This window comes from Ectothiorhodospira shaposhnikovii, from assembly GCF_047222355.1.
Lineage (GTDB): Bacteria > Pseudomonadota > Gammaproteobacteria > Ectothiorhodospirales > Ectothiorhodospiraceae > Ectothiorhodospira.
The window spans coordinates 2,429,358-2,443,899 of sequence record NZ_CP178333.1 but is presented as its reverse complement, the minus strand read 5'-3'; the positions used below and the strand labels follow the sequence as shown (position 1 = coordinate 2,443,899).

The 14,542-nt window shown below is 63.2% G+C and carries 13 protein-coding genes and 1 tRNA gene; 11 read left to right on the top strand and 3 right to left on the bottom strand.

From position 1 onward, the window contains the following. Window positions 1-3 precede the first annotated feature (3 nt). The 8 genes from nuoN to mobB all read left to right on the top strand — a co-directional run bounded on the left by nuoN (window position 4) and on the right by mobB (window position 7,315). The gene (nuoN, locus tag ACLF6L_RS11095) at window positions 4-1,440 is read left to right on the top strand and encodes an NADH-quinone oxidoreductase subunit NuoN (protein WP_238615916.1); all 1,437 of its coding nucleotides are present in this window, start codon (window positions 4-6) and stop codon (window positions 1,438-1,440) included. 11 nt (window positions 1,441-1,451) lie between these two features. Next, window positions 1,452-1,778 carry a DUF2818 family protein gene (locus ACLF6L_RS11090; RefSeq protein ID WP_238615917.1) on the top strand — a complete coding sequence of 109 codons (327 nt, stop codon included), beginning with the start codon at window positions 1,452-1,454 and terminating at the stop codon, window positions 1,776-1,778. Between the two features lie 67 nt (window positions 1,779-1,845). After that, a tRNA-Met gene (locus ACLF6L_RS11085) sits at window positions 1,846-1,922 on the top strand. A 303-nt stretch (window positions 1,923-2,225) separates the two neighbouring features. Further along, a complete protein-coding gene (locus ACLF6L_RS11080; RefSeq protein ID WP_412851688.1) occupies window positions 2,226-2,711 on the top strand; it encodes a CBS domain-containing protein in 486 nt (161 codons plus the stop codon). Between the two features lie 39 nt (window positions 2,712-2,750). Next, a complete protein-coding gene (locus ACLF6L_RS11075) occupies window positions 2,751-4,040 on the top strand; it encodes an arsenic transporter (protein WP_412852784.1) in 1,290 nt (429 codons plus the stop codon). Window positions 4,041-4,115: 75 nt separating this feature from the next. Beyond that, complete coding sequence (locus tag ACLF6L_RS11070) at window positions 4,116-4,697, top strand: RDD family protein (RefSeq protein ID WP_412851687.1); 582 nt, start codon at window positions 4,116-4,118, stop codon at window positions 4,695-4,697. 380 nt (window positions 4,698-5,077) lie between these two features. Continuing rightward, the gene (locus ACLF6L_RS11065; protein ID WP_412851686.1) at window positions 5,078-6,682 is read left to right on the top strand and encodes a diguanylate cyclase; all 1,605 of its coding nucleotides are present in this window, start codon (window positions 5,078-5,080) and stop codon (window positions 6,680-6,682) included. Window positions 6,683-6,784: 102 nt separating this feature from the next. After that, window positions 6,785-7,315 (top strand): molybdopterin-guanine dinucleotide biosynthesis protein MobB, encoded by a 531-nt coding sequence (gene mobB / locus ACLF6L_RS11060; protein ID WP_412851685.1) that lies wholly within the window; start codon window positions 6,785-6,787, stop codon window positions 7,313-7,315. Window positions 7,316-7,330: 15 nt separating this feature from the next. Here the strand turns inward: mobB and ACLF6L_RS11055 are convergent, their stop codons facing one another. The 3 genes from ACLF6L_RS11055 to ACLF6L_RS11045 all read right to left on the bottom strand — a co-directional run bounded on the left by ACLF6L_RS11055 (window position 7,331) and on the right by ACLF6L_RS11045 (window position 11,473). Next, the gene (locus ACLF6L_RS11055; protein ID WP_238615922.1) at window positions 7,331-8,593 is read right to left on the bottom strand and encodes an MFS transporter; all 1,263 of its coding nucleotides are present in this window, start codon (window positions 8,591-8,593) and stop codon (window positions 7,331-7,333) included. Between the two features lie 108 nt (window positions 8,594-8,701). Continuing rightward, window positions 8,702-9,316 (bottom strand): thioredoxin family protein, encoded by a 615-nt coding sequence (locus ACLF6L_RS11050; protein WP_238615923.1) that lies wholly within the window; start codon window positions 9,314-9,316, stop codon window positions 8,702-8,704. 63 nt (window positions 9,317-9,379) lie between these two features. Next, window positions 9,380-11,473, bottom strand: coding sequence for a protein-disulfide reductase DsbD family protein (locus tag ACLF6L_RS11045; RefSeq protein ID WP_412851684.1), 2,094 nt, complete (start codon window positions 11,471-11,473; stop codon window positions 9,380-9,382). A 191-nt stretch (window positions 11,474-11,664) separates the two neighbouring features. Here ACLF6L_RS11045 and ACLF6L_RS11040 point away from each other — a divergent pair, with 191 nt between their 5' ends. The 3 genes from ACLF6L_RS11040 to nusA all read left to right on the top strand — a co-directional run bounded on the left by ACLF6L_RS11040 (window position 11,665) and on the right by nusA (window position 14,508). Next, window positions 11,665-12,159 carry a disulfide bond formation protein B gene (locus ACLF6L_RS11040; RefSeq protein ID WP_412851683.1) on the top strand — a complete coding sequence of 165 codons (495 nt, stop codon included), beginning with the start codon at window positions 11,665-11,667 and terminating at the stop codon, window positions 12,157-12,159. Window positions 12,160-12,478: 319 nt separating this feature from the next. Further along, the gene (gene rimP / locus ACLF6L_RS11035; protein ID WP_008932034.1) at window positions 12,479-12,934 is read left to right on the top strand and encodes a ribosome maturation factor RimP; all 456 of its coding nucleotides are present in this window, start codon (window positions 12,479-12,481) and stop codon (window positions 12,932-12,934) included. 68 nt (window positions 12,935-13,002) lie between these two features. Continuing rightward, a complete protein-coding gene (nusA, locus tag ACLF6L_RS11030; RefSeq protein WP_238615926.1) occupies window positions 13,003-14,508 on the top strand; it encodes a transcription termination factor NusA in 1,506 nt (501 codons plus the stop codon). Window positions 14,509-14,542: the final 34 nt, after the last annotated feature.

Below are 14,542 nucleotides of genomic sequence, written 5' to 3'. Positions count from 1 at the left end.
GATATGACCTTTGAGATTCCGGATTTCATCCCCGTCATTCCCGAGCTTTTCCTGCTGGGCATGGCCTGCTTCATCCTGGTGGCGGATCTTTTCATCCCCCAGGCCCGTCGGGACATCACCTACGGACTGACCCAGTTCTCCGTGCTGGGCGCCCTGGTGTTGACCGTGTGGCTGGCCGCCCCGGAGGTGCGTATCACCATGTCCGGTACCTTCGTGGCCGATCCCATGTCGGACCTGCTCAAATCGGTGGTGTTGCTGATCTCGGCGGTGGTCTTCCTGTACGCCCGGCCTTATCTGATGACCCGGGATCTTTACCGGGGTGAGTTCTATGTCCTGGGGCTGTTCGGCGTACTGGGCATGATGGTGATGATCTCGGCCAACAGCCTGCTTACCCTCTACCTGGGTCTTGAGTTGCTGTCTTTGTGCCTCTATGCCCTGGTGGCCTTCAATCGGGATTCCACCCAGGCGGCCGAGTCCGCCATGAAGTATTTCGTGCTGGGCTCCATTGCATCGGGCGTGCTGCTCTACGGCATGTCCATGCTCTACGGCATCACGGGCACCCTGGATATCGCCGGCGTGACGGCGGGCATCCTCACGGCCTCCGGTGAATTCAACATGGCCCTGGTATTCGCCCTGGCCTTCGTCGTGGTGGCCCTGGCCTTCAAGCTGGGGGCGGTGCCCTTCCACATGTGGTTGCCGGATGTGTACCACGGCGCCCCCACCCCGGTGACCTTGTTCATCAGCACGGCACCCAAGATCGCCGGTCTGGCCATCATCATGCGCCTGCTGGTGGACGGCATGGGGCCGCTGCATGCGGATTGGCAGGGCATGCTGCTGATCCTGGCGGTGCTTTCCCTGGCGGTGGGCAACGTGGTGGCCATCGCCCAGACCAACATCAAGCGCATGTTTGCCTACTCCACCATTTCCCATGTCGGCTTCGTGCTGTTGGCCATCATGGCCGGGACAACGGAGGGGAACGCGGCGGCCTTGTTCTACGTGATCGCCTATGCCCTGATGGCGGCCGGCGGCTTCGGCATGGTGCTGTATCTGTCCCGCCAGGGCTTCGAGGCGGATAACATTCAGGATTTCCGTGGCCTGAATGAGCGTAGCCCCTGGTTTGCTTTCATCATGCTGCTGCTCATGGCCGCCATGGCGGGTCTGCCGCCCACCCTGGGCTTCTATGCCAAGCTGGCGGTGCTTCAGGCCGTGGTGCAGGTGGGCTTCATCTGGGTGGCCGTGTTCGCCGTGTTGATGTCGGTGATCGGCGCCTTCTACTACCTGCGCATCATCAAGTTCATGTACTTCGATAAGCCGGAAGACCGGACCGAGTTGTCCCGGGGCATGGATGTCAATGTGGTGCTGTCGGTCAATGGCCTGCTGATGCTGGGACTGGGGATCTTTCCCGGTATCCTGATGTCTCTTACCGCGGCAGTCCGATAGGGGAGGAGAATATGGATCTTTTGCAGGTTTCTGTTTGGCTCTATCTTCTGATCGCCCTGGTGGCGGCCAACCTCCCGTGGCTCAATGAGCGGGTCCTGTTCGTCATGACGCCCCGTGGGGGCGACAAGCCGGCCTTCATTCGTTTCCTGGAGTGGGGTATACTCTACGCTTTAGTGGTGGCCATCGGCCTCGGGCTGGAGCGCCTGGTCACCGGCACGATCCATGTCCAGGGCTGGCAGTTCTATGCCATCACCCTGTCCATGTTTGCCGTGTTCGCCATGCCCGGATTCATCTATCGACATGATCTGCGCCGGCACCTGATCCACCGTGGTGCATGAGTTGCAAAAAAGTGAGATGAAACCCTTGCATTATCCGGGAAAGGTCATTAGTATACACAGCCTCAGTTGCGGGGTGGAGCAGTCTGGCAGCTCGTCGGGCTCATAACCCGAAGGTCGCAGGTTCGAATCCTGCCCCCGCTACCACATTAAGACAAGAAGCCCGTATCGGTCATCCCGATGCGGGCTTCTTGCATTTCAGCCTCTCACGATTTCATCACCGCGCGATAAGGCTTCCAGCCGGCCCGGATCTCCCGCCGTGTCTGCATGGGCCTGGTGGTCATCCCCTCGGGTGGCCGGGCATGTTCCGGTGAGTGAATGAATATGCGCTCTTGTGAATATATGGGTGGGGGTATATTGTGTGGTCCGTGACGGGCTTGTGAGTCGGGCGGGCGGGAAATCATGTTCAATATCATTGAATGGCCCGCCTTCCGGACCGAGGAGACAACCATGCATATACAGGATCTGATGACGCCGGACCCGCTCAGCGTCAGACCGGATACCCCCATTCAGCGGGTGGCCCGCCTGCTGGTGAAGCACCGCATCAACGGCCTGCCCGTGGTGGATGAGGGCGATGTGCTGGTGGGCATCATCACCACCGGCGACCTGACTCACCGCATGGCGGATGAGCGGGTGGAACCGCGGACGGCCTGGTGGAAGGAGTCCCTGTACCGTTCTCCCCTGGGGGATGCCTCCAGCGACGACCCCAACCGCATCGGCGGTCGGACCGCGGGCGAGGTGATGACCCGACAGCTACTCACTCTGCAACCGGAAGATGACATGAGCGTGGCCGCCCGGTTGTTCATCAACCACGGTATCCAGGCGCTGCCGGTGGTGGTGGAGGGACGACTGGTGGGCATCGTGTCCCGCTTTGATCTGCTCAAGTGCCTGGCGGATGACCCCGGCTGCTGCAATCCGTTTCGTGCCGATACCTGAACCCGCAACCACCGAACCCGACCACAGGACGCCTCCATGTTGTTGACCGCCCTGACGATCTTCATCGTCACCATCACCCTTGTCATCTGGCAGCCCAAGGGGCTGGGCATCGGCTGGAGTGCCCTGGGCGGCGCGGCCCTGGCCCTGGCCACGGGGGTGGTGCAGTTTTCCGACGTACCCATTGTGGTGGATATCGTCTGGAACGCCACGCTCACCTTCGTGTTCATCATCATCATCTCCCTGATCCTGGACGAGGCCGGTTTCTTTGAATGGGCGGCCCTGCACGTGGCCCGCTGGGGCAAGGGGAGCGGCCTGCGCTTGTACGGTTTCATCATCCTGCTGGGCGCGGTGGTGGCCGCCATGTTCGCCAACGACGGCGCCGCCCTCATGCTCACCCCCATCGTGCTGGAGATGCTCCTGGCCCTGGGCTTCACCGCCGGGGCGGCCTTCGCCTTCGTCATTGCCGCGGGCTTCATCGCCGACACCGCCAGTCTGCCCCTGGTCACCTCCAACCTGGTGAACATCGTCTCGGCGGATTTCTTCGGCATCAACTTCCGCGAGTACGCCGCCGTGATGATGGCGGTCAACGCCGTCTCGGTGACCGCCTCGTTGGGTATCCTGTATCTGTTCTTCCGCAAACAGATCCCCCGCACCTACAGCCTGGATGGCTTGCGCAGGCCTGAACAGGCCATCAAGGACCCGGCCGTGTTCAAGGCGGGCTGGGGCGTGCTGGCCTTGCTGCTGTTCTGCTTTCTGGTGATCGAGCCCATGGGCGTGCCCATTTCCGCCATGGTGGGTCTGGGTGCCGCCATCCTGCTGGCGGTGGCCGCCCGGGGACATGTGATTTCCACCCGCCGGGTCTTCGTCAGCGCCCCCTGGCAGATCGTGATCTTCTCCGTGGGCATGTACCTGGTGGTCTACGGCCTGCGCAATGCCGGGTTGACGGCGGACATCGCTATCGCCCTGGACTGGATCGGCCAGTATGGCGTGACGGCGGCGGCGGTGGGGACCGGCTTCATCGCCGCCTTCTTTTCCTCCATCATGAACAACATGCCCGGGGTGATGGTGGTGGCCCTGTCCATCGACGAGGCCAATGTGTCCGGCGTGGTCAAGGAGGCAATGATCTATGCCAACATCATCGGTTCCGACCTGGGGCCGAAGATCACCCCCATCGGCAGTCTGGCCACCCTGTTGTGGCTGCATGTGCTGGCACGGCGCGGCATCAAGATCACCTGGGGGCAGTATTTCAGGATCGGCATCCTGATCACGCCGCCGGTACTGTTGGTCACGCTGCTGGCCCTGGCCGGGTGGCTGTCGTTGATTCGCTGATCAACCCGGCAGGCAGAGATTGAGCGAGGTACAATCCTTGTTCTAGCCGGCTTCGACGATACAGGGAGCGTCACCATGTACTGCGCGCAATGTGGCCACAATAACGATGATTCAGCACGTTTCTGCTCCGGTTGCGGGGTGTCCCTCGGCACGCAGCCGATGGCGGCCGGCATGGCGGCGGGAACGGGCGCCGCTGTCACGTCTGTCTCGGCATCGCTCAGGGATGCCGGATTCTGGTATCGCCTGCTGGCGTTCGTGATCGACATGATCATCCTGACCCTGATCACCGTCGTGGTGGCGGTTCCGCTGGGCTTTGCCCTGGGGGCATCCATGGCCGCAAGCGGTGCCACGGGGCAGGAAATCAACCTGGTTGCGGAAGGCATGGGCAATCTGCTTTCCTTATTGCTCGGTTGGTTTTACTACACGGTGTTCGAGTCCTCGAAATGGCAATCCACCCCCGGCAAGCGGATGCTGGGTTTGCGGGTGACGGACATGGACGGCAACCGGATCGGCTTTGGCCGTGCCAATGGACGCTACTGGTCCAAGATCCTTTCGGCGCTTTTGCTGTTCATCGGCTATCTGATGATCGCCTTTACCCGGCGCAAGCAAGGTCTCCATGACATGATTGCCTCCACCCTGGTGGTCAGGCAGTCGTAGACCTGCCCTCATTGATCAGCGGTCTCATCTGAAGGCCCAGGGAGGTTCCGGGTGTGGCATCCCCGCAAAAGCGGTATTCCGGAAGTGTGATGCAGGAGCTATCCAGCCCGTCATTCCCGCGAAAGCGGGAATCCAGTGGCGGTGGCTCCCTGGGCTCCCGCTTTCGCGGGAGTGACGACGGGGGCTGGCCAAGATGAGTGACGGCGGAGCTGGTGAGGAGGAGTAACGGCGGGGCTGGCGGGGATGAGTGGCGGCGTCGGGCCGGCGCGGTTTGGTAAGATGAGCGGGATCCGGTCGCCGGCATGGCGCCCGCGGCATACCTTCCTTCCACGTTCCCCCACAATCCGGGGGCAACCAGCCAAAGCAGAGATACCGGCGGCATGAGCCTCCAGAAGACGCTGTTCGGAAAACTGCTCTTGCTGACGTTGGCCATGGTGATCCTGCTGGGCTCCCTGGTCTCGGTCGTGCTCTATCACAGTGGCCTCGACTCGGCCCAGGCGGTGATTCGCAACAAGAACCTGGCTGCCGCTCACCATATTCGCGGCTATGTGCAACCGTTGCGGTCCGTCGTGCAGTATCTGGCCGCCAAGGATTTCGTCCGTGAGGCCATGGATACGGACTACCGTGATGAGTCGCGGCTCCTGGAACTGTTCCGTGTGCTGCAGGATGCCAATCCGACCATACACTTCATCTTCGCCGCCTACGAGGACGGCCGTTTGGTCATCAATGATTATGTGCCGCCTCCCGGATTCGATCCCCGTGTCCGCCCCTGGTATGAGGCGGGGGTGCGAGCGGGCCCGGCATTGTCGGGCGGCATCCCTTACCGTGAAATCAAGTCGGACGAGTGGCTGGTGTCGTTCAGTCAGGTATTGCTGGACGAGGATGGCGGGCTACGCGGCGTGGTGGCAATTGATGCTTTGGTGGATGCGGTGATGGAGGTCATCGGCGCCCGCGATCCCTCCTTCACCACTGCCCGCAACCTGGTGCTGGATCATGAGGGCAGGATACTGTTTCATGCGCAGGATGGCTTGATTGGTACCCGGTTTGCCGGTTGGGACAGCCTGGCTCCGATGGTGGGGGAGGGAAGCGGTCAGCGCTTCCTGGAAGTGGATCAAAGGACCTGGATGGTGCAGTTCATTCATGAAGAGCCCCTGAACTGGACCGTGGTCACCATGGTGGAGAAGCGGGAAGTCCTGTTGCCCATCATGTGGCGCATCCTGCAAAGCGTGGCCGTGGTGCTGTGTATCGCGTTGTTGCTGTCTGCCTTCATGGCGCGAAACCTGAGTGCCCATATCGTGGGGCCGTTGCGTCTGCTGGAGCAGCGGGTTCGGGATGTGGTCGATGGCAAGGCCTTGGGCCAGACGCGAAAGTCAGTGCCGCTGGCAGAGTTGAAAAACGAGATCGGCACCATTTCGCAGGCCATCGAGGCGGTGACGGAACATGCCCTGTATCACAAGAATCAGGAACTTCAGCGCAATAATGCGCTGCTGGAGCGGCTGTCCCAGACCGACTCCATGACCGGTCTGATGAATCGTCGCAAGATGAACGAACAGCTGGAGCAGGAATATTCGCGGGTCTGTCGCTATCAGGGCACCTTCGTACTGATGCTCTTCGATATCGACCATTTCAAGCAGATCAACGACACCCATGGCCATCATGTGGGCGATCTCGTGATTCAGGAACTGGCGGCCCTGGTGCGCGGCATGGTTCGCGCCACCGACAGTGTAGCGCGGTGGGGGGGCGAGGAGTTTCTCATCCTGTTTCCGGAAACGGATCAGGCCGCGGCAATGGTCATTGCCGAGAAGATCCGGGCCGCCATCGCCGCCCATCGATTCCCGGTTCCCCGGCCGGTCACGGTCAGTATCGGCATCTGTCAGCACAGGCCGGATACGAACCTGCAGGAACTGCTGATTGCCGCCGACAAGCGGCTCTATCAGGCCAAATCCGGGGGGCGTAACCGCATCTGCGTGGGAGATTCCGAATAAGCCGCAGCCTGCCCCGGGCAGGCAACTGGTCAAACCCGCTATCCCTTAAATGGGAAGCACCGTCCTTCAGGGCGGTGAGCGATCGGAAAAGGAGAGCAGCGCATGACGGATACCCCACCCATCCTGGGTTTTGCCGCCTGGAGCGGTACCGGAAAGACGACCCTGCTGGTGCAGTTGATTCCCCTGCTGCGGGAGCGGGGCATCCGGATTGCGGTCATCAAGCATGCCCATCACAGTTTCGATGTGGATCAACCGGGCAAGGACAGCCACGCACTACGCAAGGCCGGTGCCGAGCAGATGCTCATTGCCTCCACTCAACGGTTTGCCCTGATGGTGGAGCAGTCCGAGCCTCGGGAGCCGGATCTGTGGGCACTGATCGGGCGCCTGGATGCGTCCCGCACCGATCTGATTCTGGTGGAGGGGTTCAAGGCGGAAGCCTTCCCCAAGCTGGAACTGTTTCGTCCCTCCCTGGGCAAACCCGCCCGCTACCCCCGGGATCCGGACATCATCGCCGTGGCCACGGACGAGCCGGCGTCGCTGCAGACCGATTTGCCCGTGCTGCCCCTCAATGACGTGACGGGTATCCGGGATTTCATACTGGGCTGGATGAGGCGGGAGGGCGCCGTGGGATAGCCGCCCGCACCCATCTCACGACGACCGCGTTGCCTCCTCGCCCGGTTCCTCGGCCCGGGGATCCAGATGCATGGTTTCCTGGGTGGCGCCCTGGATGGCCTCCAGGCCGACGAAGGTATGGCGTACTTCCTCCACCGGCGGCTGGACACGGGTTCGCCATACGGCATGTACGGCCATGCCGGAATAAATGAAGACCAGGAACAGGAACAGCCAGCCCGGTTCGCCCCATTGCATCAAGGGCGCCGCCACCGCCGGACCCAGGGTGGCGCCGGCGCCGAAGATCAGCAGCAGCCCGCTGGATACCGCGACGAAATTGCCTTCCGCCGCCCGGTCGTTGGCATGGGCCACGGCCACCGGATAGATGGTGTGCATGGCGCCCCCCAGCAAGGCCACCATCAGGATCACATGGGCCGGTTCACGAAGCTCCAGGCTGTAGAGCAGGAAGGACATGCCTGCCCCGGCCAGGGCGATGCCCACCACCACCCAGCGCCGGTCCAGTCGGTCGGAAAGGCGGCCGATCGGCACCTGCATGAGAGCCCCGCCGACGATGGCGCCGGCCACCAGCAGGGCGACGGCCCAGACCGGCAGGCCGATGCTGTTGGCATAGACCGGCGCCAGGGTGCCGAAGGCCCCGTTGGCCAGGCCGACGCCGAAACAGGCCACCACGGCAATGGGAGACACCCGGATGAGCCGCTTGAAGTCCAGCTTGACCTCGTGCAGCGGTGCCGGTGCCCGGCTGGAGCTCAGGGCGGTGGGGATCAGGGCCAGGCAGGCCAGGATCGCCACGATCACGAAGGGTTCGAAGCCGCCCGGCTGATAGAGCATCACCGCCAGCTGGCCGAGCACCGAGCTGGCCAGGTTGACCACCATGTAGCGGGCAAAGACCCGTCCTCGGGTCTCGCTGCTGGCGCTCTCGCTGAGCCAGCTTTCGATGATCATGGTGGCGCCGGCAAAGGCGAAACCGGTCATGGCGCGGACCAGAATCCACGCCAGGGGCGAAACGTAGAGGACATTGATCAGGGCGGTCATCGCCACCAGCGCCGCCATCACCCCGAATACCCGGATATGACCGACTTTGGCCACCAGGCGCGGCACGTACAGACAGCCGGCCACGTAGCCGGCGGCAAAGGCACTGCCGATGAGGCCGATCAGGGCGGTGGGGAAGCCCTCCAGTTCGGCGCGGATGGGCAGCACCAGGCCCAGCATGGCACCGGCGGCAAACAGCAGGCCTGCCCCGAGCAGCAGGGCCCGGGTTCTGATGGGGAGATGTTCAACCATGTCGAAAATCGGCGCATGGGCTTGTTTTTCAGTATCCGGATGCTGGCCCATGCGTCAAGTTCCAGGCCCCCGCGTGAGCGGGCGGCCTGGAAGGGTCCGGGGGTGGTTTCAGTACTTGATGGTGCAGCCGTAGGGGCGGGTGACAGGCTGTGCCACGTCGCGACCGGCCGCCAGATCTTCCAGTGCCGCCACCACGTACTGGGTGGCCTCCGGAATGTCTTCCGGGTTGCTGCTGGGGTTGGAGTCGATGCCGCCCATGTAACGCAGGATGCCTTCCGCGTCGATGATGTACATGTGCGGGGTGACGCGGGCGTCATAGGCCCGGCCCATGTCGCCGGATTCATCCAGGAGTACCGCCGAGGGATACGCCTCCCGGCTTTGGGTCAGCTCATCGGCCCGGGCCGCCGACACATGCCCCTGGGAGCCGGGTTTCGAGGAAATGACGGTTAGCCAGACTGCGTCATGCGTCTCCCGGGCCAGCCGCTGCTGGTTCTGCATGTTGCCCGGCTGGTAGTGCTTGATGACGAAGGGGCATTCGTGATTGGTCCATTCCAGCACCACCATCTGGCCTCGGTAGTCGGCCAGGCTGTGGGTATTGCCGGCGGTATCCACCACGCTGAAATCCGGTGCCGGTTCCCCCACCCGGGGCGCGGCGAAGGCCGGGATGGTCAGCCCCAGCAGCAGGGCTATGGCCAGCAGCAGACGGAAGCTCGGATGTTTCATGGTTTATCTCCTCATCATGTTGGCAGAAACGGGATGGAGCCGGTTTCGGGCCGGTTCCGATCCTCACAGTGATTCCAGGGCCTGGACCACCAGCGCGGGCGTCAGGACCTGGGGCAGCAATTGTGGGTCGCCGCCTTCCCGGGGGTAGAGCACATAGAGGGGGACGCCGTTTCGTCCATGCTCCGCCAGATAGGCGGTGATGGCCGGGTCACGCCGTGTCCAGTCCCCCTTGAGATAGCTGACCTGATGCGTATTCAGGGCCTCACGGACGGTCTCCGTGTTCAGGGCCACCCGCTCGTTCACCAGGCAGGTGACGCACCAGTCGGCGGTCATGTTGACCAGAACGGCCCGTTGCGGATCGGCACGCAGGGCCTCCAGCCGGTCGGCACTCCAGGGCTCCCAGTGGGCTTCGGCCTGAACCCTCGGTTCAGCCTCGATTTGCGCGACGGTGATGAGGGCCATGGCGGCCAGACCCAGGCCCAGGCCCACCAGGGCATGCCGCAGCAGGCGTGTGCCGGTGCCCCCGGCGGGCCTGCCGACGAGCCACAGGGCGAAGGCCAGCAGCACCATGCCGGTCAGGATCACGGCCAGGGCGTTGGCGTCGGTCTGGCGGGCCAGTACCCAGAGCAGCCAGACCACGGCCAGATAGAGGGGAAAGGCCATGGCCTGCTTGAAGGTTTCCATCCAGGGGCCCGGTCGCGGCATGGCCCTGGCCAGGCGGGGGCTGAAGCTCAACGCCAGCATCGGCAGGGCCAGTCCCACGCCCAGGGCCAGGAAGATCCCCATGGCCATGGGCCAGGGCATCAGTACCGCCACGCCCAGTGCGGTGCCCATGAAGGGTGCGGTGCAGGGACTGGCGACCACGCAGGCCAGTATCCCTGTGTAAAAGGATCCGCTCAGGCCGGAATGCCGGGTCAGCCCCTGGCCCAGGCCCATGATGCGGGTGCCGAAATCAAATACCCCGGACAGGGAAAGGCCCAGGGCAAACAGCAGGTAGACAAGGACACCCACGAAGAGGGGGGATTGCAGCTGGAAACCCCAGCCGATGGCCTCACCGCTCGCCCTCAGGCCCAGCAGCAGGGCGGCCAGCACGGCAAAGCTCAGTACCACGCCGGCGGTATAGGCCAGGCCATGGAGGCGCTGGTCATGTCCGGTCCCGGCCACCAGGCTCATGGCCTTGATGGACAGTACGGGAAAGACGCAGGGCATGAGGTTCAGCAGCATCCCGCCGACCAGGGCCAGCAGCAGGGCGACCAGCCAGCCGGTTTGGTGGTCGGGGAGGGGATGGGGGGCCTCGTTGGCATCAGTGGTGAATGTCTCTCCCGCGGCGCTCAGTGCGTAGGCCCTGGCATTGTCGATATCCACCAGCACCAGACGCAGGGCGTCCGGAACTTCGGCGGCAAAGGGGGACAGTGGCTGGGTCACCCTGATTTGGTCGTTATTGATGTGGATGTCAGCCGGCCGGGAATGGTCCACCAGGTTGTCTTCGGCGACGAACACCGCCCAGCGCCGCGGTTCCTGAAGCAGGAACTGATCCGGTCCGATCAGGACATTGAGCCGGCCGCCTTCGGTGGTGAAGCGGGCCGGCCAGTCGACCGGTCCTGGACGGCGTTGCTCCGCCCACTCGAACAACGGCGCGGTGTGTTCATTTCTGGCCGGGGGTGACATCTCCACCGGCAGGCTGAGCTGAAGACGGGCGTCTCCCGGGATGCAGATTTCCTCGCAGACCAACCATTCGGCCTTGGCCTGCAGGACAACACGGTCACCGGCTTCAAGGGTGTCCGGTATCTGCAACGTCACCGGCAACAGGTGTTCGCCCTCATAACCGTAGTTGATCAGGTGGGCGAACGGAATGGCTTCGGGGTAGGGCCAGTCTATGCCGGAGGCCTGGATGCCTTCCGGCAGGGTCCAGTGGATGCGAGTGGGTAGCCCCGAATCACCGGGGTTCTTCCAGTAGGTATGCCAGCCGGGGTCGGGGAGCAGTCGCAGCCCTGCATGCAGGGTGCTTCCCGGTTGCACGCTGGTGGTGGCCGCGATCAGTTCCACCTCGATGTGGTCGCGATGCACGGGACCGGTGTCGGTCTGGGCCATGGCCAGGCCCGGGAGGAGCCACAGCAGCAGACAGAGCATTGGCAGTTGCCGGGTGGGCATGGTCATCAGGCATCCCATGGGGGTTGGTGGATGATCAGTGCGACGGTCAGTGCTCACATGAGTCTTTGGTGCCATGGCGACTTCTTGGTTCCATGGGGTGTGCCGTGTCCGGCACGCCCCTTTTCCCCGTCCGCCGATTCGGTCATCATGTGCCGCAAGTTCAAGCAAGGGTCATGGCCCGTCTACGGGAGACATGCATGTACGCACCTGCGGTTCGTCCCATCTGGTTGCTGATTGCCCTGTTTTCGGCGACGTCCGCGGCGCTGAGCATCGGTCTGACCGAGTGGTTCAGTCTGCATCCCTGTCACCTGTGCATCTTCCAGCGCCTGCTGTTCATGGTGCTGGCGGTGTTGGCACTGGCCGGCGTGGTGTTCGGGGCATCCCTGGCCGGGGTGATTCCCGGTCTGCTGGTGCTGGTCGTGGCCAGCATGGGCATGGGGGTGGCGGGCTACCAGAGCTGGCTTGAACGCCAGCCGCCGGATCTCGGATTTTCCTGCGTGGGGCCCGAGATGGGTCTGATCGAGCGTCTGGTGGAAGGGTTGGGGCAGCAGGTGCCCACCCTGTTCCTGGCCACGGGCCTGTGTGATGAGATGGGTCCGCAGTGGCTGGGAATTTCCTTTGCCAATGCCGCGTTGGCGGGCTATCTGCTGGTATTCTGTCTGGCGGCCTGGGCGTTGTGGCGCAGCCGATAGCCCTTTACGTGGTGCGTGTAAGTGCGTTAGGATACGTATCCCTGATCGCGTCGCCTTTAGATCAAGGGTCCGGGCCGTTGGCGGCGCCAAGCACGATGAATCCGGTAGGTTGATCCCTGTCATGGTTCCGGTGCTTGGTCCGGATTGAGTCTTGAGTGACTGTTTGTTCAAGGCCCCCGAGGGGGTTTTTTTGTTAGCTGGCCAGTAATGTCGTCGATCGTCCGACAGGGCGGGATGGCAGGGTGGCATCCGGTGCGGTGCCGGGCCGGCAAGTATTCTTGAATGGGCCGCAGGCCCATTTTTTGTTTGTGGAGAGTGCGTGAGTCACGACGCCCAGGAACTGAAGCAGTTGATTGCTCCCGTCGTTGCCGGACTCGGTTTCGAGCTCTGGGGGCTGGAATACCGCGTGCAGCGCAACAGTGCGTTGCTGCGTATCTTCATCGATGGTCCCGACGGCATCAACCTGGATGACTGCGCCGCGGTCAGTGACCAGGTCAGCGGTGTTCTGGACGTGGAAGATCCCATCCCCGTGCCCTACCGGCTTGAGGTGTCATCCCCGGGGATGGACAGGCCGCTGTTTACCCCGGAACAGTTCCGCCGCTACCAGGGCGAGGACGTTCGGGCGCGTCTGAACTGGCCGGTCGAGGGACAGCGCAACTACCGTGGCCGGATCGCCGGTGTCGAGGAGGCCGCGGTGATCCTGGAGGTGGAGGGCAATCCCGTGCGACTGCCCCTGGAAGCCATCTCCCGGGCCCGCCTGGTGCCCAAATTCTAGACAATCCGTGTCCTGTCCGGCGGGGGCTGTATCCCGGCCCAGCGGGACAGTCCTTTGGAGACGTACTGATGAACAAAGAAATCTTGCTGGTGGTGGACGCCGTCTCCAACGAGAAAGGCGTCGAGAAGGCCGTGATCTTCGAGGCGATCGAGGCTGCGCTGGCTTCCGCCACGCGCAAGAAACACGGCGGCGACATTGACGTGCGCGTCAGCATCCACCGGGACACCGGGGATTACGAGAGCTTTCGCCGCTGGCTGGTGGTGGATGACGAAGACCCCGAGTTCGAATCCCCGGATCGGCAGATCCTGTACTCCTACGCCATTCAGAAGAACCCCGATGTCCAGGTGGGTGACTACGTCGAGATGCCCATCGAGTCGGTGGAGTTCGGCCGCATTGCCGCCCAGACCGCCAAGCAGGTGATCGTGCAGAAGGTGCGCGAGGCCGAGCGCGCCAAGGTGGTGGACGAGTTCCAGAGCCGTGTCGGCGAGCTGGTGATGGGCGTGGTCAAGCGCTCCGAGCGCAACGGTGTGTTCCTGGACCTGGGGGGCAATGCCGAGGCCTTCATCCCCCGGGATGAGATGATCGCCCGTGAGTCCGTGCGCCCCAACGACCGCCTGCGCGGCTATCTCAAGGATGTCCGCACCGAGGCCCGTGGTCCCCAGTTGTTCGTCAGCCGGACCGCCCCCGAGTTTCTGGTGGAGTTGTTCAAGCTGGAGGTGCCGGAAGTGGGGCAGGGTCTCATCGAGATCATGGGCGCGGCCCGTGATCCGGGGATGCGCGCCAAGATCGCGGTACGCTCCCTGGATCCCCGGCTTGACCCGGTGGGCGCCTGCGTGGGCATGCGTGGTTCGCGGGTGCAGTCCGTGTCCAATGAGCTGGCCGGCGAACGTATTGATATCATTCTCTGGGATGACAACCCCGCGCAGTTCGTTATCAACGCCATGTCTCCGGCCGAGGTCCTGTCCATCGTGGTGGACGAGGACAACCGGGTCATGGATATCGCCGTGGCGGAAGAAAAGCTTTCCCAGGCCATCGGCCGCGGCGGGCAGAATGTCCGCCTGGCCTCCCAGCTGACCGGCTGGGAACTCAATGTCATGAGCGAAAAGCAGGCCGTGGAAAAGAGCGAGAGCGAATCCGCCGAACTGCAGCAGATGTTCATGGCCAGTCTGGACGTGGACGAGGAAGTGGCCGCCATTCTGGTGCAGGAAGGCTTTTCCAGCATCGATGAAGTGGCCTACGTGCCCACGGCGGAGATCATGCAGATCGAGGAGTTCGACGAGGACATGGTCGAGGAACTCAGACGCCGGGCCCGTGATGCCCTGCTGACCCGGGCCATTGCCACCGAAGAAAAGGTGACCACGGGCGAGCCGGCGCAGGATCTTCTGGAAATGGACGGCATGGATCGTGAACTGGCCTACCGGCTGGCATCCCGTGGTGTCTGCACCATGGAAGACCTGGCGGAACAGTCGGTGGATGACCTGGTGGAATTGGCACAGATCGATGCCGATCAGGCCGCCGGCCTGATCATGGCTGCCCGTGCCCCCTGGTTTGCGGACCAGCCAAAAGACGCATAAGACAGTTGGACCGGCGTGCGCCAGCCGTGCGCAC